Below are 20,234 nucleotides of genomic sequence, written 5' to 3'. Positions count from 1 at the left end.
CGGGCGGGGCGGTTATATGACGCCGTCGAGCCGGAGATAGCCGATCAGGAACAGCACCGCCAGCACGCCGGCCAGCACGTAGAGCCAGTTGGACAGCGTGGGGTTGTCGGGGCGGCTGAAGAAGGCGGCCCACAGCGCCAGCAGGATCAGGACGAAAAAGAAGAACAGGAAACGCATGCGTCAGGCTCCTTCCGGGACCGCGTAGGGGAGCTCGACCACCTCGGCCTTCGCACCGTCCCGCGCGCCCCAGCGCAGTTCGCCCTCGGCGGCGTTGACCTGTACCACCGCAAGGGCGGAGTAGAGGCCGTCCGGGTGCAGCTCGGCGGCCACGATCTCGCCGTCGGACTGGTCGGGGTTGCCGTCCGCGCGAAAGACCGGCGAGCCGGGCTGAGGCGGCGTCTGGGCATGGATGGCCAGGCGGAACATACGCCGCTTGAGCTTGCCCAGGTAGTGCATGCGCGCCACGACCTCCTGACCCGGGTAGCAGCCCTTCTCGAAGCTGATCGCGCCGAGAGCGTGCAGGTTCAGCATCTGCGGGACGAACATCTCGGTGGTTTCCTCCACCACGGTGGGTACGCCGGCGAGGATGTCCAGCAGGGCCCAGTCGCGCGGGCCCACCGGGGCCGCGTGGACATTGAGGCTGTCCCAGGCCTTGCGCATCGCGTCGATCTCGCCGAACAGTTCAAAGCGCGGATGCAGCCCGCGCACCCGGACGATGGTCACGCCGCCCTTCTCGATGACCTCTTCCGGTGCTTCGGGGCAGGCACCCAGGGCGCTTTTCAGCTCCTTCTCGGCATCCGGGCCGGAGAAGCCGAAGTGGATGCGTGAATCGCCGGCCTGTTCGATGATGACGTTGGCTCGCAAGACGAACATCTGCAGGCGCTTGGCCACCGGCTCGATCCGGTCGGCGGGCATCTCCAGCAGATAGCCGTCTTGGGTGGGCAGCACGCGGAAGACGGCGTAGGCGCGTCCCTTGGGGCTGGAGTAGCTGGAGATCTGGCTATGGTTGGCATCCACGGCGTGGATGTCATTGCCGAACTGCCCCTGCAGGAAGTCGGTCGCATCGTCGCCGCGCACCTCCAGCAGGCCGCGATGGGAGAGGTCGCAGATCACCTCGCCGTTAACGGCCATGCGGCGTTCGCGCTCCGGGTTGCCGTAGTGCAGGAGGTCGTCCTCCTCGAACTCGGCGCCGGCGTCGATCAAGTGGTTTTTCCAGTCTTCGCGCATCGGAAGTCTCCCGTGGAAGCGCTCGCTGCCGTCCGCCGCCGGAGCCGATTCGGCATCGGTGTCCGGGGCGCACGGCCAAGGTTTGAGGTGGTAAGCTGAACCAAGCGGCTCGATAGTAGACGAACCATTTGCAGGGTGTCAGCCCTGGATTCTTTATCTCTGTTCAAGGGGGTGGCATGACTCGGCAGGGACGTCCCGTCTTTCTGGATTTGCGCAAGATCCGACTGCCGCTGAATGCCGTGGTCTCTATTCTGCACCGGATTACCGGTGTCTTCCTGATTCTGTCGATTCCTGTGCTGCTTTGGCTGCTGGACCGCTCGCTGGCCAGCCCCGAGGGCTTTGCACAGGTCGTGGCGATCATCCATCACCCGGCGGGTCTGGTCGCGCTGGCCCTGGGCCTGTGGTGGCTGTTGCATCACCTGTTTGCCGGCATTCGCTACCTGCTGATGGAATTCGGTATCGGCGAGGACCGCGAGGGCTCGCTGCGCACGGCGCGCGACGCCCTCTACGCGGGGATCCTCGGCACGGTTCTGGTGTGGCTGGGGCTGGTGCTGTGAGGCTCCTGAGCGGACAGCGCGCCTGGCTGCTGCAGCGCATCACGGCGGCGTACGTGGGTGTGTACGTGATCTTCGCCCTCGGGTTCTTCGTACTGGCCGCGCCAGCGGACCATGCGGCCTGGCTGGCGGTGATGGGGCACCCGCTGACCGGGTTGCTGACGGCCGTTTTCGTTTTGTTGTTGCTGTTGCACGCGTGGATCGGGCTGCGCGACGTGGTGATGGACTACGTGCATGCGCCGGGTACGCGGCTCACGGTGCTTGTACTGGCGGCCGGCGGGCTTCTTGTGACGGGCCTGTGGGCCTTCTTCATTCTGATTCGGGCGGGACTCGCATGAAGGAACTGGCATGAACGTGGCGCGACGCAAGTTCGACGCCCTGATCATCGGGGCCGGTGGCGCCGGCCTGCGCGCGGCCCTGCAGCTGTCCAACGGCGATGCCCAGGTCGCGGTGGTGTCCAAGGTTTTCCCCACGCGCTCGCACACGGTGGCGGCGCAGGGCGGGGTGAACGCCGCGCTGGCCAACGTGCTGCCGGACTCCTGGCACTGGCACATGTTCGATACCGTGAAGGGTTCGGACTATCTGGGCGACCAGGACGCGATCGAGTACATGTGTCGTGCGGCACCCAAGGTCGTCTACGAGCTGGACCACTTCGGCGTGCCGTTCTCGCGCCTGGACAATGGCAACATCTACCAGCGGGCGTTCGGCGGGCAGAGCCAGAATTTCGGCCAGGATCAGGCCGCGCGCACCTGTGCCGCGGCCGACCGCACCGGCCACGCCATCCTGCACTCGCTGTACCAGCAGAATCTGCGTGCGCGAACGCACTTCTTCGACGAGTACTTTGCGGTGGACCTGCTGCGCGACGCGCAGGGCTATGTGCTCGGCGTACTGGCGTTCGAGATCCTGACCGGCGAGCCCATCGTCATCGAGGCCAAGACCACGCTGATCGCGACGGGCGGGGCGGGGCAGCTGTTCCGCACCACCACCAATGCCCTGATCAACACCGGTGACGGCATGGCGATGGCCCTGCGCGCCGGGGTGCCGCTGGAGGACATGGAGTTCGTGCAGTTCCACCCGACCGGCATCGCCGGGCGCGGGATGCTGATTACCGAGGGTGCCCGCGGCGAGGGTGGGTTCCTGATCAACTCCGAGGGCGAGCGTTTCATGGAGCGCTACGCCCCGCGGGCGAAGGACCTGGCCTCGCGCGACGTGGTCAGCCGGTCCATCGCTACCGAGGTGCGCGAGGGGCGCGGCTGCGGGCGCAATGCGGACCACGTGCTGCTGGACCTGCGCCATCTCGGGGCCGATACGATCATGCAGCGCCTGCCGGGCATTCGCGAGACGAGCATGACCTTTCTCGGGGTCGATCCGATCGAGGCGCCGATCCCGATCTTCCCCCCCTGCCACTACAGCATGGGTGGCATCCCGACCAATCGCTTCGGGCAGGTGGTGGCGCCGGAGAAGGACACGCCGGAGGACCCGGTCCCCGGGCTGTACGCGGCCGGCGAGACGGCCTGTGTCTCGGTGCACGGGGCCAATCGCCTGGGCGGCAATTCCCTGCTGGACATCCTGGTGTTCGGGCGCGCGGCGGCCAATCACATCCTCGAGTACCTGGCCGAGAACCGTTACCACCGGCCGCTGGACGAGTCGGCCGTGGAACAGGCGATGGCCCGGCTCACGCGCTGGGACCGCAAGGATCCGGGCGATGGCTCGGCCGAGCAGATCGAGCCGCTCAAGCGCGAACTGCGCAAGGTGATGGAGGACCACTGTTCGGTATTCCGCACCGACGAGGTGATGCGCGAGGGGGTGGAGAAGGTCCGCGCCCTGCGCGAGCGGCTCGATCATGCCGTGATCGGGGACCACTCCAGCACCTTCAACACCGCGCGGGTGGAGGCGATGGAGCTGGAGAACCTGATGGACTGCGCGATCGCGACGATCCGCTCCGCGCTGGGGCGCGAGGAGAGCCGCGGGGCGCACTCGCGGATCGACTTTCCCGAGCGGGACGACCAGCACTGGCTCAAGCACAGCCTGTACTCGCTGGCGGACGACAGCCTCGACTACAAGCCGGTGCGGACGCAGCCGAACACCGTGGCCTCGTTCCCCCCGAAGGAACGCGTCTATTGATGGCTCGAGGCGACTGCAGGGAAGGATCGTAGGATGCCGATGAGCGCAGCGAATCGCATCACGAGGTGGGTGGTCCCACCGGGATCGGTGCGTTTCGCGATGGTCAACGCACCCTACGACAGCGGTGCGTCAATACAGGCCGCAGGATGCCGATGAGCGCAGCGAATCGCATCAGGGGGCATGGCAGCTCGCGCGTTCAACCATGGGCATTGTGCCCAATGGGAGACGAGCAATGAGCAACCCCACCGAACCCGTACCCGAGGCGTGGCTGCGCGAACGGCTGGAGGCACTGGTGACGGAGCTGGATGCCGCGCTGGAAGGCGGCGCCGACGGCGGTGCGACCGTGGAGCTGGACCAGCAGCGTACCGGGCGGCTCTCGAGGATGGATGCGCTGCAGGGTTAGGCAATGGCCAAGGCGAGCCAGCAGCGTCGCGAGGCGCAGCGAGCCCGTGCGCGGAGGGCGCTGAAGCGGCTGGAGGAGGGCGAGGGTGGCCTGTGCATCGACTGCCTGGAACCCATCGCGAAATCGCGGCTGGAGGTCGACCCGTCGGCCGAGCGCTGCATTGCCTGTGCCGAGGCGCAGGAACAGGGTTGATTGGAGCTTATCGACGCGTGTGACAAGGCGGCCGCGGTCGCCGACAGGAGATACGGATGGAGTTCTCGATCTACCGCTTCAACCCGGAGACGGACACGCTGCCGAAGATGCAGCGCTTTACCCTGCCCGACGACCAGGTCGAGCCGGGGATGATGCTGCTGGATGCGCTGTTGCTGTTGAAGGAGCAGGATGACTCACTGGGCTTTCGTCGCTCCTGCCAGCACGGGGTCTGCGGCTCCGACGGCATGAACATCAACGGCACCAATGGCCTGGCGTGCATCACCCCGCTGGCGGACCTGGATGCACCCGTGACGCTGCGGCCGTTCCCGGGCATGCCGGTAATCCGCGATCTGATCGTGGACATGGACAACTTCTGGGAGCAGTACCGCAAGGCCGAGCCCTGGCTGGTCAACGACAGCCCCGAGCCCGAGGTCGAGCGCAAGCAGAGCCCGGAGGATCGTGAGCAACTGGATGGCCTGTACGAGTGCATCCTTTGCGGCTGCTGCTCCGCGGCCTGCCCGTCCTACTGGTGGAACCCGGACAAGTTTCTGGGCCCGGCGGCCTTGCTGCAGGCCGCGCGCTTTATCCAGGACAGCCGCGACGAGGCCACGGAGCATCGTCTGACACAGCTGGATGATGCCTGGAAGCTTTACCGCTGCCACACCATCATGAACTGCACCCAGGTGTGCCCGAAGGGCCTGAACCCGAGCCGGGCGATCAGTGATATCCGCCGCACGATGCTGAAGAAATCGCTGTGATCGGCGCGACCCCCAAAGGTTGTTCCACCCCGGTAGGAGCCTGCTTGCAGGCGAATGCCCCTGCCAAAGTCGGACGTGGGCAGGGGCTTCGCCTGCGAGCAGGCTCCTACGGGGGACCTGGACGGGTGTTTGGGTGATGGAACCCGACAGCCGCACACGTTGGCGCTGCCGTCGCGGCATGCTGGAGAACGACTGGCTGCTCGGGCAGTTTCTCGCGCAGGGATATGCGCAACTGGACCAGGAGGGTCGCGATGCCTTCGAGCGCCTGCTCGACTACCCCGACAACGTGCTGCTGGACGTGGTTATGGGACGCCAGACCACGGTGGACGAGGGGATAGCCCGCCTTGTCCCGGCGATCCGCGCCGCCGCTCAGGCTTCGAATCCGGGCTGATCCGCTTCTGCCTCGGCTCGCGCTCGCGGGCCAGATCCTGTTGCTCGTCCTGGTAGTTGCCTATGTGCTGGCGTACAGCCCGCTGTGGACGCTGGCTCCGGTCTTCGGTCTGGCCGTGGCCGGGTGGTGGTGGCAGTGGCGGTCGCGACCGCCGGGCTGGGACTGGCTGGGGCAGACGCCCGAGGGCGTGACCTGGCTGGCCACCGCCGAGGGCCTGCGTCAGGAGCAGGTGGACTGGGTCGAAGTGCTGCCTGACTCGCGGGTGCTGCGACGCCTCGTGGTGCTGGTGGTCCGGGTGCAGGGCAGCGGACAGGTCTGGCGGCTGTGGCTGCACGCCGGGCGCATGGATGCCGAGGACCTGCGCCGGTTGCGCGTGCGTCTGCGCTGGTCGCCGGCGCGCGAGGTCGCGGATCCCGGCTGGCGGGTGCGGCTTCGCGCGGGGGTGGAGCGGGGCGTTGCTATACTGGCGAAAAGCCGAGTACCCGGAGGCCCGAACATGGCTGGACCCGACAATGCGCAGGTGATGGTGGACGTGTCGCATCTGCTGAGCGACGAGCCCGATCACGTGTACAGCGAGGAGGAACTGGACGCGATCGAGGAACTCGATCCGGAGCTCGCGCTGCGCCTGGATCGGGCCCAGACCCATGCGCAACGCGAGGCGGCGGACGTGCCGGCCGACGGCCCGATCGACGAGGATGCGGTGCGCGCCGCGATCGAGGAGGCCCGGCGAATCCTGATGCAGGACGGGGGTGACATCGAGTTCGTGGAACTGGACGGTCGCACCGTGCGCGTCCGGCTCAAGGGCGCCTGTGTCGGTTGTCCGCGTTCGACACTGGATCTCAAGAACGTGGTTGAGCGCCTGGTCCGGTCGCACGCACCGGGCGTGGCCAGCGTCGCCAATACGTTCTGAACGAGGCGCTTCTTCCCGATCACCCGGCGGCGATTCGGCGCAGCAGCTGCCGGATGCGCCCCGGCCCGAACCCGTGTACCCGCTTGAAGGCCTTGCGAAAGGCCGCCTCCGAGGTATACCCCACCGCATCCATCACGCCCGCGACCGACTCCCGTCCGTCGCGCAGCAGGCGCTCCGCCAGGACCATGCGCCACTGCGTCAGGTAGTCGATGGGCGTCTGTCCGACCAGGGTGTGAAAGCGCTCCGCGAAACTGCTGCGCGACATCGCCGCCTCGCTGGCCAGCCCTTCCAGGGTCCAGGCCGCTTCCGGGTGGGCATGCAGGGCATCCAGTGCCCGTCGGATGCGGTCGTCCGCCAGGGCGGCGATCAAGGATCCCTCCGAGTGTTCGCGTTGCGAGCAGATGTGGTGGCGCACAGCCATCACGAAAAGGGTGTCGGCCAGTCGGTCCAGGACGGGGCGGTAGCCCGAGGAGCGCTCCGCGAGCTCGATGTTCATCAGGTCGGCCAGATGCGCCAGGCGTTCGCCCGATTCGCGGCGGCGGATAATGATATGGCCCGGGAGGGCGGCCAGGATCGGGTTGCGCCGGCCGGAGTCGAACTCGAAGTGGCCGCACAGGAGCTGGGTCACCGGAGTGTCCGGCGGATCCTCGCCTTCCACCAGCGTCAGATGGTTGTCGCGGTCGGGGACAGTGTCGCGACTGGACATCAGGTGCCAGTCGTCGTGCGGGAGCAGCAACAGGTCCCCGGCCTCCATCCAGACGGGGGCGATGTCCTCCATGTGCAGATAGCAGCCGCCTTCCCCGACCAGGTGAAAGCTGGCATTGCCCGAGCCCGCCGTACTGAGCTGCCACTCCCCGCACAGGCGCGGATTGGTGTCGATGCGGGCGCGCAGGTTGTAGGCCGCCAGGACCGTCGACAGCACGTCTTCGTGGGGGCTGATGTCCATCAAACCATCCTCGTTGTCCGTTACCGGTTGATGCTCACCTTAAACGTTCTGGTCCCGGTTTTCCGGGGTTCCCGCGCACCGGGGTATGGGCTCCGGACGATCGGACATAAATGCCGGCGGATTGCCCCGCGACCCCTGGGGAGCAAGGGACTAGGCTTGTTAGCAAGTCGAGGACGGAATGGAGATCAGGACGATGAGCATGATGGCGACACTGGCAGTACGGGCTCAGGGCTGGCTGGACTGGACGCGTGGCGCGGACTTTCTGGCGCCGTTGCTGTTGCGGCTCTATCTCGCCCCGGTGTTCTGGATGGCCGGGACCAATAAGCTGGACGGGCTGCTGCCGAAAGAGAACGTGGTGATGTGGTACGGCAACGCCGACTGGGGGCTGGGCATGCCGTTCCCCTACCTGATGGTGCTGCTGTCGGCCTATGCCGAGGTCCTGGGTGCCATCGCGCTGCTGCTCGGACTGGCGACGCGCTGGTTCTCGATACCGCTGATGATCACGATGGTCGTGGCGGCCTTGACCGTACATATTGAACATGGCTGGCAACGGATCTCCGATCCGATGATGTGCCTGTTCAACTGTTCCGGGATCGAGGCGGCACAGATGCGCCTGGATCGCGCCAAGTCCATTTTGCAGGAGCACGGCAACTACAATTGGCTGACCGAGACCGGAAACTTCGCGATCGTGAACAACGGGATCGAGATGGCCGCGACCTTTTTCGTGATGCTGCTGGTTCTGTTCTTCTGGGGAGCGGGACGCTATGTCAGCATCGACTATTACATCCGTCGGAGGATGATGAGCAGGGGATAACTCCAAGAGCTGTTTCAGCAGCCATTACACAACGGGTCCAGCGGATCCATAATCGCAAGACGAGGAGTAAGACCATGAAGAACGATCTGTTTTCCACCAAGACCCTGGCCGGCGCCGTCGGCAGCGCGGCAATCGGCATGGCCATGGCGACCAGTCCGGTGTTCGCATCGGCCGATCTGAATCACGGGTACCAGCAGTCCGGGCAGTCGGCGCTCATGCTGGCCGAGGGTGCCTGCGGTGAAGGTACTTGCGGCGGGGCGGCCGAAACCAAGGACAACGAAGGCAGCTGCGGTGAAGGGACCTGCGGCGGCGCGAGTGACACCAAGGACAGCGAAGGCAGCTGTGGCGAGGGCACTTGCGGCGGCTCCGGCAACGACGACAAGGATTCCGAGGGCGCCTGTGGCGAGGGGACCTGTGGCGGCTAGGAGCGTCAGGCCCGTCAACCCGGCCCGCGTCAGCGGTGCCGGGCTCGGTCTGCGGCGGGCCCTGCTGGGCCCGCTGGCCGAGGCCCCGGAGGCGACGGAGCGCCTGGGGTTCTTCGAGGCCGCGCCGGAAAACTGGATGCACCTGGGCGGACGCCTGGGACGTATCTTTCGCGAATACACCGAGGCCCAGCCCTTTGTCTGCCATGGGCTGTCTCTCGACATCGGCGGGCCGCGCCCGCTGGACAAGACCTTCCTGCAGGACCTGCGTGCGTTCCTGGATACCCACGGGATCGAGGACTACAGCGAGCATCTCTCCGCCTGTGGCGACGCCCAGGGGCATCTCTACGATCTGATGCCGATCCCGTTTACCGAGGAGGCGGTGCACTACGTGGCCGATCGCGTGCGCCAGGTGCAGGAAATCCTCGGGCGCCGGATGGCGCTGGAGAATGTCTCCTATTACACGCCGGTGGGGGCGGAGCTGGATGAGATCAGCTTCGTGCGCGCGGTGCTGGAAGAGGCCGACTGCGACCTCCTGCTCGACGTGAACAACATCGTCGTCAACAGCATCAACCACGGCTACGAGCCGACTGAATTCCTGGATGCGATGCCGCTGGAGCGAGTGCGCTACCTGCATATCGCCGGGCACGAGGAGGAGGCCCCGGACCTGCGCGTCGACACCCACGGCCAGGCAATCTGCCCGGATGTCTGGGCGCTGCTGGAGGCGACCTATGCCCGCATCGGGCCGGTTCCGACCCTGCTCGAGCGTGACTTCAACTTTCCGCCGCTGGAGGAACTGCTGGCCGAGACCGACCGGATCCGGGACCTGCAGTTGCAGGCGCGCGCGGGCCAGGAGGAGCGGATCCTGCATGCCTGAGGCGGATTTCCAGAAGGTGCAGGAGGCCTTCGCGCGTCACCTGCGCGACCCGGAACGCTATCCGGCTCCGCAGGGGATCGAGGGCCGGCGCCTGGCGATCTATCGGCGGCTGTTTTTCAATAACGTGGCGAATCTGCTGGGCAAGGGTTTCCCGGTCCTGCGCGGGCTGATGGAGGCGGCCGCCTGGGAACAACTGGTACGCGATTTCTATCGCGATCATGGCAGCGAAACCCCGTACTTCCCGCAGCTGGCGGCGGAGTTCGTGGGTTATCTGGCGGAGGAACGCTCGGCGCAGCCCGGCGACCTCCCCTTTATGGCCGAGCTGGCCCACTACGAGCGGGTGGAGACCGAGCTGGTCTACGCGGATGCCGCGCACCCTTCGGATGCGACGCCGGACGGCGACCTGATGGTCGAGGTGCCGGTGTTTTCCGCTGCGGCGCGGCTACTCGCCTACGAGTATCCGGTACACCGGATCGGGCCCGATTTCCAGCCCGAACAACCCGGAGAGGTGCCCACCTACCTTCTGGCGTACCGCAGCGGAGAAGAGCGAGTGCGGTTTGCCGAACTGAACCCGCTGGGCGCCCGCCTGTTGTGGCGGGTGATCGAGACGCCGGCGACCGGTGACGAACAGATTCGCCGGGTGGCCGGCGATTTCGGGCTGGAGGTCACCGATGAACTGGTCGCCAGTGGGCGCCATTTGCTGGAGCACTACCGCGGGCTGGGCGCCATCACCGGGACCCGGCTTGACTGCGCGTCTTCCTGAAAAAGAGGGACGGCCCGCGCATTGGACACGCAACGTGCGCGCGCTTGAGCGCGCGTATCGCTACAGATCCCAGTAGTCGTGTGCGACGTGGGGCATGCCATCCAGTACCAGGGCGGGTTCGTCGAGGGCGGCGGCCTGCTCGCGCAGGGTGAGGATGTGATCCTCCCAGAAGCGCGGCGTGTAGAAGATCGGGAAGCCATCGACAAAGGCCGGATCGTCGGCGCGCCGTGCCAGCCAGGCGGCGTGGCGCAGGATGCGAAGGGTGCGTAGCGGGGCGATCAGACCAAGCTGGCGGCGGTCCAGCGGCACGAAGGTCTCGTAGCCCTCCAGCAGGGCCTGCATCTGCCAGGCCATCTCGGGGGGCTCGCCGGAGAGGAACATCCATAGATCCTGCATGGCCGGGCCGGTACAGGCGTCGTCGAGATCCACGAAGTGCGGGCCTTCGTCGGTCCACAGGATGTTGCCGGGGTGGGTGTCGCCGTGCAGGCGTAGCTGCGGGACCGGTCCGATGGTATCGAGGTCTCGCTGGATCCGCCCCAGCAGGTCGGCGCTGAGATCGCGATACACGGATTCCAGCTCCAGGGGCAGAAAGCCGGAGGCGAGCACGGCCTGGCGGGCCTCCTCGCCACGCGGGACGGGGTCCAGCGCCGGGCGTTCGTGAAAACGTGCGGCGCGTCCGACCTCGTGGATGCGGGCGATGAAGCGGCCGATGCGGACCAGGGTGTCGCGCTGCTCCAGATCCGGTGCGCGACCACCGCAGCGCGGGTAGACCGCGAACAGGAAGCCCGTGTGCTCGTGCAGCGTCTCGCCGTGCCCGTCCACCAGCGGGGCGACCACCGGCACCTCGTGTCCGGCCAGCTCCAGACTGAAGGCATGTTCCTCGCGGATCGCGGCCGGCGTCCAGCGCTGCGGGCGGTAGAACTTGGCGATGACCGGTGTGGTGTCCTCGATGCCGACCTGGTAGACACGGTTTTCGTAGCTGTTCAGTGCCAGCAGGCGTCCGTCGCAGCGCAGGCCGGTGGTCTCGACCGCGTCGAGGATGATGCCGGGCTTCAGTTCGTCGTAGGGGTGTGGATCCATGGTTGCAGTGTACGGGTTTGCCACGCATGGTTCCGGGCCGGGTCGCGTGGGGAGATGGATTTGAACCGCTATTACTGGGGGCTGCTGCTGGCACTGGCGGGTCTTGTCGGCGCCTGGCTGCTGGCGGGCGTGGGGCCGGGACTGGACGTCGAGCGCCTGATCGCAGGCCGCGAGCAGGTGGATGAGTGGCGGCAAGCGAGGCCACTGGTCACCGCCATGCTGTTCTTTCTGCTGTACGCGGCGGTGGCCGCGTTCTCCGTGCCGGGCATTGTGGTGATGACCCTGGCGGGCGGGGCCCTGTTCGGAGTGGTCTGGGGGACCTTGCTGTCTTCACTGGCCTCCACGCTGGGTGCAACCCTGACCTTCCTGGTGGCCCGGGCGCTGGCGCGCGATGCCGTTCAGCGTCATTACGGGCGGCAGATGGGGCGGATTAACGAAGGCTTTGTCCGCGAGGGTGCGTTCTATCTCTTCGCGTTGCGCATGATCCCGGTCTTCCCGTTCCTGCTGGTAAACGCGGGGATGGGGCTGTTGCCGATCCGGACCTGGACCTATTTCTGGGTGTCGCTGCTGGGGATGCTGCCAGCGACGGTCGTTTTCGCGAACGCGGGTACGCAGCTAGGCCAGTTGCAGGGGCTGGACGGGATTCTGTCGCCGGTCCTGGTCCTGTCTCTGGTCGCCACGGGGGTGTTTCCGCTTCTGGCCCGCTGGGTTGTGCAGCTCATGCGCGCTCGGCGGGCCCGGAGCGGCGGGCCGGGGTCGCTCTGACGCGGCTTCAGTATCTGCGAATTCGTATATAATCGGGAGTCCGTCGGACTGTGGCTCGGGAACGTGTACCGCCGGTTTCAGTCTGATGCTCAAGTCGATCCGCTGGCCATGGCACCGCGTTGGCCGCCAGGCCTTGGGCGACGGCCTCACAAGGAGTTTTCCATGACATTGAATGTTCTGGTGCGCCAGGGTCAGGCGGCATTCCTCGCGCTGGGCCTGATGGGGCTCGGGTTCGCCGCCCAGGCGGAGGAAGAGGCGCTGGATCGTCCGATCGAGAAGGTGCTGGAGTCGATTCAGCTGACCGACCGGGTCCATTATTTCTACGGGTCGCTCGAGAACCGCACGCCGGTCAATCTGGGGTTTACCAATAACACCGGCTTTGTGGTCACGGACGAGGGCGTAGTGCTGATCGATGCGGGCCCGAGTTACAAGGTCGCCCAGCGCATGGAGAAGGCGATCGCCGGGGTGACCGACAAGCCGATCACGCACGTGATCTCCGTGGGTTCGCAGGACCACCGCTGGCTGGGCAACGAGTACTTCCACGAGCAGGGCGCCGAACTTGTGGCGCTGCAGCGCACGGCTAGCACCCAGGCCGAGCGAGGCGAGGGCCAGATCGCGTCGCTGGCCAACTCGGTGGGCGAAGAAGCGATGGAGGGAACCGAGCCGGTTCCGGCGCCCAACCCGATCGACGCCGATGAGTACACCCTGACCGTGGGTGGCGTGGATTTCGAGCTGATCTACGCCGGGGATGCCCATTTCCCGGGGGACATCATGGTCCATCTGCCGGGTGAGGACGTCGTCTTCACCGGTGACATCGTCTATACCGAGCGCATGCTCGGCATTCATCCGTTCAGCAACCCGGTGGAGAATCTGGAGGCCTTTCGCCATCTGGAATCCATCGATCCGGAGATCGTCGTGCCCGGCCATGGCCGCGCGACCGATATGGCCGAGGCGCGCCGGGACACGGGTGACTACCTCGAGCTCCTGGTGCGCGAAGTGCGCGCGGGCATCGAGGACTGGGAATCCCTGGGCGAAGTGGTGGACCGGCTCGAGGATCTGGAACAGTTCCGCCACCTGCGCCACTACGATGACTGGCACCGTCCGAACGTGAACCGGACCTACCTGTTCATCGAAAGCAACATGTAAGCAGTCGCACGGGAATCCCGGCTGCAGGCCGGGAAAGCTGCCGACGGCGCGGGGCGTGTGGTACGCTTCGCGCCGTTGTCGTTTCCGGCAATTCCCAATTTTGATACGCGACGTTCGACCCCGCGTATGGGTCGGCGAAGGAGCCTCGCAATGCCCGCAGTAACCCTCCCCGACGGCAGCCGCCGCGAGTTCGATCACCCGGTCACCGTGCTGGACGTGGCGAAGGACATCGGTCCCGGCCTCGCCAAGGCCACCCTGGCCGGCAAGGTCAACGGCCAGTTGGTGGATGCCCGCCACCAGATCGACGACGACGCCGAGCTGGCGATCGTCACCGACCGCGACCCCGAGGGGGTGGAGATCATCCGGCATTCGACCGCGCACCTGATGGCGCAGGCGGTCAAGCAGCTCTTTCCCGACGCGCAGGTGACCATCGGCCCGACCATCGAGAACGGCTTCTACTACGACTTTGCCTATGACCGCGGCTTTACGCCGGAGGATCTGGAAAAGATCGAGAAGCGGATGAAGGAGCTGGCCAAGCAGGACCTGCCGGTGGAACGCTCGCTGATGGATCGCGACGAGGCCGTGAAGTACTTCCGCGACATGGGCGAGGCGTACAAGGCCGAGATCATCGCGAGCATCCCGCAGGGCGAGAACATTTCGCTGTACAAGCAGGGCGACTTCGTCGATCTCTGCCGCGGTCCGCATATCCCGTCCACCGGCAAGCTGAAGGCCTTCAAGCTGACCAAGGTGGCGGGCGCCTACTGGCGCGGCGATTCCGACAACGAGATGCTGCAGCGCATCTACGGCACCGCCTGGCCGAACAAGGACCAGCTGAAGGAATACCTGGAACGCCTGAAAGAGGCCGAGCGCCGCGATCACCGCAAGATCGGCCAGGAGCTGGATCTGTTCTCGATTCAGGACGAGGCCGGCGGCGGCCTGGTGTTCTGGCACCCGAAGGGCGCGCGCATTCGCCGCGAGATCGAGAAGTACTGGTACGACATGCACGAGAAGGCGGGTTACGACTTCGTCGTCTCGCCGCACATCGCGAACCTGGAGCTGTGGAAGACCTCCGGCCACGCGGACTTCTACGCCGAGTCCATGTATGAGCCGATGGAGGACGAGCACCAGGCCTTCCAGCTAAAGCCGATGAACTGCCCGTTCCATGTGCTGATGTACAAGGACCGGCTGCACTCCTACCGCGACCTGCCGCTGCGCTGGGCGGAGATGGGCACGGTCTACCGCCGCGAGATGTCCGGTGCGCTGCACGGGCTGATGCGCGTACGCGGCTTCACCCAGGACGATGCCCACATCTTCTGCCGCGAGGACCAGATCGAGGCCGAGGTGATGGGTGTGATCGACCTGACCCTCGAGGTCCTGCAGACCTTCGGCTTCGAGAAATTCGACGTGAATCTCTCGACCAAACCGGAGGATGCGGTCGGCTCCGACGAGATCTGGGAACATGCGACCGCCTCGCTGCGTTCGGCGATCGAGAAGAAGGGGCTGGAATACTCGGTGGACGAGGGCGGTGGTGCGTTCTACGGCCCGAAGATCGACATCAAGATCCACGACGCGATCGGCCGCGAATGGCAGTGCTCCACCGTACAGCTGGATTTCAACCTGCCGGAACGCTTCGACATGGAGTATGTCGCCGAGGACAACGAACGCCGCCGTCCGATCATGATCCATCGCGCGCTGCTGGGTTCGGTGGAGCGCTTCTTTGGTGTGCTGATCGAGCACTACGCGGGGCACTTCCCGACCTGGCTGGCCCCGGTACAAGCCGAGGTGCTGACCATCACCGAACGCCAGGACGACTACGCCCGCGAGGTCACGAAGACGCTGCGGGACAAGGGCTTCCGGGTCGAGTCCGACTTGAGAAACGAGAAGATCGGCTTTAAGATTCGCGAGCACACGCTCAAGCGCGTGCCGTATCTGCTGGTCCTTGGCGACAAGGAAATGGAAAACGGGCAGGTCGCGGTGCGTACACGAAGCGGGGAAGACCTCGGCGTCATGAGCGTCGAGGCCTTCGGCGAGCGCCTCCGGGAGGAGGTTGCCAGTCGCCAACACTGAACCTGAACTGGAGAGAAGGCTATTAGCGCAGCGAAAACGGTCCGCCTGAACGATCAGATCAACTGTCCGCAAATCCGGCTGATCGACGCCGAAGGCGAGAATCGCGGTGTCTGCAGTACTGCAGAGGCCCTGGAAATGGCCGCCGAAAGCGGTCTGGATCTGGTCGAGATCTCGCCCAATGCCGAGCCACCCGTGGCCCGGATCATGGACTACGGCAAGTTCAAGTTCGAGCAGGCGAAGAAGGCGCAGGAAGCCAAGAAGAAGCAGAAACAGATCCAGATCAAGGAAGTGAAGTTTCGTCCGGGTACGGACGAGGGCGACTACAACGTCAAGCTTCGCAACCTGCGTCGCTTCATCGAGGCGGGCGACAAGGGCAAGGTCACCATCCGTTTCCGCGGGCGCGAGATGCGCCACCAGGAGCTCGGTGGCGAACTGCTCGACAAGATCGAGCAGGACATGGCCGATATTGCGGTCGTGGAACAGCGCCCGAAGATGGAGGGGCGCCAGATGATCATGGTGCTGACGGGCAAGAAGAAGTAGGTCCGTCAGACGACAAGGATCGCGCAGGTCTCCGCATACCTGCCGGTCCTCCCATAAACGGTCGGCCCCAGTCGGGCACGGCCCCAAATGCCGGAGAGAGCAATGCCAAAGATCAAGACCAATCGGGGTGCGGCCAAGCGCTTCACCCGAACCGGGTCGGGGAAGTTCAAGCGGTTCCAGTCGCACCGCAGCCACATCCTGACCAAGAAGCCTACCAAGCGTAAGCGTCACCTGCGCAGTCCGGCGATGGTGCACGAGTCGGATGCCCCGGCCGTGCGCAAGCTGCTGCCGTACCGTTGAACTGACCGAGGAATCGAGACATGCCACGAGTCAAGCGCGGTGTAACCGCTCACGCCCGTCACAAGAAGGTCCTGAAGCAGGCCAAGGGCTATTACGGCGCCCGGAAGAACGTCTTCCGCGTTGCCAACCAGGCCGTCATCAAGGCCGGCCAGTACGCCTACCGTGACCGTCGCCAGAAGAAGCGCCAGTTCCGGTCGCTGTGGATCGTCCGCATCAATGCGGCGGCCCGCCAGTTCGATCTGTCCTACAGCCGCCTGATGAGCGGTCTGAAAAAGGCCGAGATCGAGATCGACCGCAAGACCCTGGCCGATCTGGCCGTTCATGACCTGACCGCGTTCGGCAAGATCGCGGAGAAGGCCAAGGCCGCCCTGCCGGCCTGAGGCGCGCGGTCTGAAGGACTGCCCGCCGGTGTCGTGCCGGCGGGTCCCGAGAAGGGAGGGTCGATGCCCTCCCTTTTTTGTTTCGGGTTGACGAAGGCGCCTGCAAGGCAGCGGCCCCGCATGAGGCCGCTGCCTTGCAGGCGAACATGGGGCCGGGGAGGCCCGTACCAGTCGGGGGAAGACGTGGAACAACTGCAACAGCTGGTCGCCGAGGCGCGGGAACGCGTCGAGGGCGCCACGGACCTGAAGGCACTGGACGAGGTCCGGGTGCATTACCTGGGCAAGAAGGGCGCCCTGACCGCCCAACTCAAGGAGCTGGGGAAGCTGCCGGCGGAGGATCGACCCGCCGCCGGGCAAAAGGTGAACGAGGCCAAGTCCGAGGTGGCCGATCTGATTGAGGCCCGCAAGGCGGCTTTGGCCGAGAGCGCACTGGCGGATCAGCTCGCCAACGAGCGCGTGGATGTCACGTTGCCGGGACGCCGCCCGGCCGATGGTGCCCTGCACCCCATTACCCAGACCCTCGAGCGGATCGAGACCTTCTTTGCCGGGCTCGGTTTTCGTGTCGCCGAGGGCCCCGAGGTGGAGGACGACTTCCACAACTTCGAGGCCCTGAACATCCCCGAGCATCATCCCGCTCGGGCGATGCACGATACGTTCTACTTCGACGCCCATCGTGTACTGCGTACGCATACCTCGCCGGTCCAGATCCGCACGATGGAGCAGCAACAGCCGCCGCTGCGGGTCATTGCGCCGGGTCGGGTGTATCGCTGCGACTCGGATCTGACGCACAGCCCGATGTTCCACCAGGTCGAAGGCCTGTGCATGGATACCGACATCACGTTCGCGGACCTGCGCGGGGTGCTGAGTGCGTTCCTGCAGGCGTTCTTCGATCGTGACGATCTGGCGACGCGCTTCCGGCCGTCCTATTTCCCCTTCACCGAGCCGTCGGCGGAGGTCGACATCCAGTGCGTGCATTGCGGGGGTGATGGCTGCCGGGTCTGCAGCCACACTGGCTGGCTGGAGGTGATGGGCTGCGGGATGGTGCACCCGAACGTGCTGGGTCACGTCGGGATCGACGCCGAGCAGTTCACCGGTTTCGCGTTCGGCCTGGGGGTCGAACGCATGGCGATGCTGCGCCACGGGGTGAACGACCTCCGGCTGTTCTTCGACAACGATATCCGCTTCATCGGGCAATTCGGGCAGACAGGCTAATGCGTATCAGTGTGCAGTGGCTGCAGGAATGGCTGCAGATCGACGAGACCCCGGAAGAGCTGGGTCACCGCCTGACGATGGCGGGCCTGGAGCTGGATGCCCTGGAGCCCGCCGCCCCGGACTTCAGCGGGGTACGGGTGGGGCATGTGCTTTCGGTGGAGCCGCATCCGGATGCCGATCGCCTGCGCGTGTGCCGCGTGGAGGCCGGCGAGGCGGAGCCCCTGACCATCGTTTGCGGGGCGCCCAATGTCCATGAGGGCATGCGGGCACCGGTGGCCGTGGTCGGCGCGGTGCTGCCCGGCGATTTCCGGATCAAGCGCTCGAAGCTGCGCGGGGTGGCCTCCGAAGGCATGCTCTGCTCGGCGCGCGAACTGGGTCTGGCCGACGATGCCGCGGGGTTGATGGCGCTGCCGGAGACCCTGGAGGCCGGCCAGGATCTGCGCGCGGCCCTGGGGCTCGACGACACCATCCTCGAGGTGGACCTGACCCCGAACCGGGCTGATTGCCTGGGGATGCGGGGTATTGCCCGGGAATGCTCGGCCTTGCTGGATCGGCCGCTGCAGGCAATGGATACGCCGGCTGTCCCGGTCGCCTGCGATGCCCGCGTGGACGTCGAGGTTCGTGATCCGGAGGCTTGCCCGCTGTATGCGGCGCGGGTGCTGGACGGGCTGGACGCGAAGGCGGTCACGCCCCTGTGGATGACGGAACGCCTGCGCCGCGCCGGGGTACGCCCGCTGAGCGCCATCGTGGATGTGACCAACTACGTCATGCTGGAGCTGGGCCAGCCACTGCATGCCTTTGATGCCGGGCGCGCGGGCGGGCGCATCGTCGTGCGCCGCGGGGAAGAGGGTGAATCCCTGACCCTGCTCGGGGGCGAGCAGACCGTGAAGCTGTCGCCGCAGGACCTGGTGATTGCCGGAAAGGAGGCTCCGCTGGCCCTGGCGGGCGTGATGGGCGGGGCCGCCAGTGCGGTCGACGACGCCACCACACGGGTGATCCTCGAATGTGCCCATTTCACCCCGCGCGCCCTGGCCGGCCGGGCCCGGGCGCACGGGATGCACACCGATGCCTCGCATCGCTTCGAGCGGGGTGTCGACCCCACTCTGGTGCCCCGGGCCATGGAGCGCGCCACGCAGCTCCTGCTGGAGATCTGCGGGGGGCAGTGCGGCCCGGTCGAGCAAAATGGCGAGACGCCGGCGTCGCACGGGGAGTCCGCGATCGTCCTGCGGCCTGAAAGGGTTCAGCGCCTGCTCGGAGTGGCGCTCGACGCGGCCGAGATCGAGCGCATCCTGCGCGCCCTGGACTGCCAGGTGGCCCCGACCGGCAACGGTTGGTCGGTGCACGCTCCCCGCGCACGTTTCGACCTTGAACGCGAGGAGGACCTGATCGAGGAGCTGGCGCGAGTGCATGGCTACGATGCCCTGCCGCAGACCTTGCCGAAGCCGGTGGCGCCCGTAAGCCCGGATGCTGGCCTGCGGTCGCTGCGCACGGGCCTTGCACGTCAGGGTTTTCACGAGATCATCAGCTTCAGTTTTGTCGCGCGCGAGGCGGCGCAGGCCTTCTATCCCGATGTGGAGCCGCTGGCGCTGGCCAATCCGATCTCGTCGGACCTGGCGGTGATGCGCCCGGGATTGTGGCCGGGGCTGGTAACCACTGCGGCCTACAACCAGGCGCGTCAGCAATCGGACCTGCGCCTGTTCGAGCATGGCCTGCGGTTCGTGCCGGATGCCTCCGGGCTGCGCCAGGAGGCCCGACTCGCGGGGCTGCTCGGCGGACGGGCGCGCCCCGAGTTCTGGGAAGGCGGGGCCCGGTCCCTGGACTTCTTCGATGCCAAGGGGGTCGTGGAGGGGCTGTGCCAGCACGTCGCGGGCGCGCTCGCCTTCCGCGCCGAACGGCACCCCGCGCTGCATGATGGCCAGTCCGCCCGCGTGCTGGCCGACGGTCAGGCCATCGGCTGGGTGGGGCGCCTGCATCCCGCCCTGTGCGAGCGTTTCGACGTGGATCCCGTTTATCTGTTCGATCTGGATGCCGCGGCCGTGGTTCGGGCGCCGGTGGCGCAGTTCGCGCCACTGTCACCGTATCCGTCGATCCGTCGCGACCTGGCGCTGGTGGTGGCCGAGTCGGTGCCGGCGGGCGACGTGCTCGCGGCGATCGACGAGCTGGGCCTGGAGCTGGTCCAGGACGTTCGCCTGTTCGATGTGTACCAGGGCAAAGGCTTGAATCCGGACGAAAAGAGCCTGGCTTTGGGCTTGATTTTGCGGGCTTTTGATCGCACCCTAGGCGAACAGGATGTGGCTGGCGTCACCGATGCGGTGGTGCAGCATCTCCGGGCCCGGTTCAACGCAACGCTGAGACAATAGCCG

General features: G+C 66.2%; 22 protein-coding genes and 1 pseudogene. 19 read left to right on the top strand and 4 right to left on the bottom strand.

Annotation, left to right across the window (positions count from 1 at the left end):
• Nucleotides 1-12: 12 nt before the first annotated feature.
• Both F572_RS15825 and F572_RS0113685 read right to left on the bottom strand, forming a co-directional pair.
• Nucleotides 13-177, bottom strand: a complete 165-nt coding sequence (locus tag F572_RS15825) for a hypothetical protein (protein ID WP_017942034.1) — start codon at nucleotides 175-177, stop codon at nucleotides 13-15.
• Nucleotides 178-180: 3 nt separating this feature from the next.
• The gene (locus F572_RS0113685; protein WP_017942033.1) at nucleotides 181-1,227 is read right to left on the bottom strand and encodes a folate-binding protein YgfZ; all 1,047 of its coding nucleotides are present in this window, start codon (nucleotides 1,225-1,227) and stop codon (nucleotides 181-183) included.
• Nucleotides 1,228-1,403: 176 nt separating this feature from the next.
• Between F572_RS0113685 and sdhC the strand changes: the two genes are divergently transcribed.
• From sdhC to F572_RS0113650, 7 genes and pseudogenes are all read left to right on the top strand, one after another.
• Nucleotides 1,404-1,784: a succinate dehydrogenase, cytochrome b556 subunit gene (sdhC, locus tag F572_RS0113680; protein ID WP_017942032.1), complete on the top strand. Its 381-nt coding sequence runs from the start codon at nucleotides 1,404-1,406 to the stop codon at nucleotides 1,782-1,784.
• Entirely contained in the window at nucleotides 1,781-2,119 is a 339-nt protein-coding gene (gene sdhD, locus F572_RS0113675; RefSeq protein WP_017942031.1) for a succinate dehydrogenase, hydrophobic membrane anchor protein, read from the top strand. The genes sdhC and sdhD overlap by 4 nt, the downstream gene beginning before the upstream one ends.
• A gap of 10 nt (nucleotides 2,120-2,129) precedes the next feature.
• Nucleotides 2,130-3,905 (top strand): succinate dehydrogenase flavoprotein subunit, encoded by a 1,776-nt coding sequence (gene sdhA, locus F572_RS0113670; protein WP_018158512.1) that lies wholly within the window; start codon nucleotides 2,130-2,132, stop codon nucleotides 3,903-3,905.
• Nucleotides 3,906-4,137: 232 nt separating this feature from the next.
• Nucleotides 4,138-4,500 (top strand): annotated as a pseudogene (locus F572_RS14835) (TraR/DksA family transcriptional regulator).
• A gap of 56 nt (nucleotides 4,501-4,556) precedes the next feature.
• On the top strand, nucleotides 4,557-5,258 hold the full coding sequence (locus F572_RS0113660) for a succinate dehydrogenase iron-sulfur subunit (protein ID WP_017942027.1): 702 nt from the start codon (nucleotides 4,557-4,559) through the stop codon (nucleotides 5,256-5,258).
• A 136-nt stretch (nucleotides 5,259-5,394) separates the two neighbouring features.
• Nucleotides 5,395-5,649: a succinate dehydrogenase assembly factor 2 gene (locus tag F572_RS0113655; protein ID WP_017942026.1), complete on the top strand. Its 255-nt coding sequence runs from the start codon at nucleotides 5,395-5,397 to the stop codon at nucleotides 5,647-5,649.
• A gap of 7 nt (nucleotides 5,650-5,656) precedes the next feature.
• Nucleotides 5,657-6,559, top strand: coding sequence for a NifU family protein (locus tag F572_RS0113650; protein WP_081602022.1), 903 nt, complete (start codon nucleotides 5,657-5,659; stop codon nucleotides 6,557-6,559).
• A 19-nt stretch (nucleotides 6,560-6,578) separates the two neighbouring features.
• On the opposite strand, the gene F572_RS0113645 is transcribed toward F572_RS0113650, so the two are convergent.
• Nucleotides 6,579-7,505 (bottom strand): AraC family transcriptional regulator, encoded by a 927-nt coding sequence (locus F572_RS0113645; protein ID WP_017942024.1) that lies wholly within the window; start codon nucleotides 7,503-7,505, stop codon nucleotides 6,579-6,581.
• Between the two features lie 193 nt (nucleotides 7,506-7,698).
• Between F572_RS0113645 and F572_RS0113640 the strand changes: the two genes are divergently transcribed.
• The 4 genes from F572_RS0113640 (at nucleotide 7,699) to F572_RS0113625 (ending at nucleotide 10,381) form a co-directional block, all read left to right on the top strand.
• The gene (locus F572_RS0113640) at nucleotides 7,699-8,319 is read left to right on the top strand and encodes a DoxX family protein (protein ID WP_017942023.1); all 621 of its coding nucleotides are present in this window, start codon (nucleotides 7,699-7,701) and stop codon (nucleotides 8,317-8,319) included.
• Between the two features lie 74 nt (nucleotides 8,320-8,393).
• The gene (locus F572_RS0113635) at nucleotides 8,394-8,744 is read left to right on the top strand and encodes a hypothetical protein (protein ID WP_017942022.1); all 351 of its coding nucleotides are present in this window, start codon (nucleotides 8,394-8,396) and stop codon (nucleotides 8,742-8,744) included.
• Entirely contained in the window at nucleotides 8,734-9,618 is an 885-nt protein-coding gene (locus F572_RS0113630; RefSeq protein WP_017942021.1) for a DUF692 domain-containing protein, read from the top strand. Before F572_RS0113635 ends, F572_RS0113630 begins: the two co-directional genes overlap by 11 nt.
• Complete coding sequence (locus tag F572_RS0113625; RefSeq protein WP_017942020.1) at nucleotides 9,611-10,381, top strand: DUF2063 domain-containing protein; 771 nt, start codon at nucleotides 9,611-9,613, stop codon at nucleotides 10,379-10,381. The genes F572_RS0113630 and F572_RS0113625 overlap by 8 nt, the downstream gene beginning before the upstream one ends.
• 60 nt (nucleotides 10,382-10,441) lie before the next feature.
• Here the strand turns inward: F572_RS0113625 and F572_RS0113620 are convergent, their stop codons facing one another.
• Nucleotides 10,442-11,461, bottom strand: a complete 1,020-nt coding sequence (locus tag F572_RS0113620; RefSeq protein WP_017942019.1) for a serine/threonine protein kinase — start codon at nucleotides 11,459-11,461, stop codon at nucleotides 10,442-10,444.
• A gap of 60 nt (nucleotides 11,462-11,521) precedes the next feature.
• Here F572_RS0113620 and F572_RS0113615 point away from each other — a divergent pair, with 60 nt between their 5' ends.
• The 8 genes from F572_RS0113615 (at nucleotide 11,522) to pheT (ending at nucleotide 20,231) form a co-directional block, all read left to right on the top strand.
• Complete coding sequence (locus tag F572_RS0113615; protein ID WP_026143028.1) at nucleotides 11,522-12,226, top strand: TVP38/TMEM64 family protein; 705 nt, start codon at nucleotides 11,522-11,524, stop codon at nucleotides 12,224-12,226.
• Between the two features lie 162 nt (nucleotides 12,227-12,388).
• The gene (locus F572_RS0113610) at nucleotides 12,389-13,372 is read left to right on the top strand and encodes an MBL fold metallo-hydrolase (RefSeq protein ID WP_017942017.1); all 984 of its coding nucleotides are present in this window, start codon (nucleotides 12,389-12,391) and stop codon (nucleotides 13,370-13,372) included.
• Between the two features lie 150 nt (nucleotides 13,373-13,522).
• Nucleotides 13,523-15,439 carry a threonine--tRNA ligase gene (gene thrS / locus F572_RS0113605; protein WP_017942016.1) on the top strand — a complete coding sequence of 639 codons (1,917 nt, stop codon included), beginning with the start codon at nucleotides 13,523-13,525 and terminating at the stop codon, nucleotides 15,437-15,439.
• Nucleotides 15,440-15,460: 21 nt separating this feature from the next.
• Nucleotides 15,461-15,979 carry a translation initiation factor IF-3 gene (infC, locus tag F572_RS0113600; RefSeq protein WP_081602021.1) on the top strand — a complete coding sequence of 173 codons (519 nt, stop codon included), beginning with the start codon at nucleotides 15,461-15,463 and terminating at the stop codon, nucleotides 15,977-15,979.
• Between the two features lie 102 nt (nucleotides 15,980-16,081).
• Nucleotides 16,082-16,279, top strand: coding sequence for a 50S ribosomal protein L35 (gene rpmI / locus F572_RS0113595; RefSeq protein ID WP_017942014.1), 198 nt, complete (start codon nucleotides 16,082-16,084; stop codon nucleotides 16,277-16,279).
• A gap of 20 nt (nucleotides 16,280-16,299) precedes the next feature.
• On the top strand, nucleotides 16,300-16,659 hold the full coding sequence (gene rplT, locus F572_RS0113590; RefSeq protein WP_017942013.1) for a 50S ribosomal protein L20: 360 nt from the start codon (nucleotides 16,300-16,302) through the stop codon (nucleotides 16,657-16,659).
• A gap of 183 nt (nucleotides 16,660-16,842) precedes the next feature.
• A complete protein-coding gene (gene pheS / locus F572_RS0113585; protein ID WP_017942012.1) occupies nucleotides 16,843-17,871 on the top strand; it encodes a phenylalanine--tRNA ligase subunit alpha in 1,029 nt (342 codons plus the stop codon).
• Entirely contained in the window at nucleotides 17,871-20,231 is a 2,361-nt protein-coding gene (pheT, locus tag F572_RS0113580) for a phenylalanine--tRNA ligase subunit beta (protein ID WP_017942011.1), read from the top strand. Before pheS ends, pheT begins: the two co-directional genes overlap by 1 nt.
• Nucleotides 20,232-20,234: the final 3 nt, after the last annotated feature.

Origin of the sequence: Thioalkalivibrio sp. ALE14 (genome assembly GCF_000376845.1) — a bacterium.
Classification (GTDB): Bacteria; Pseudomonadota; Gammaproteobacteria; order Ectothiorhodospirales; family Ectothiorhodospiraceae; genus Thioalkalivibrio.
This window is presented reverse-complemented; position numbering and strand designations above follow the sequence as displayed.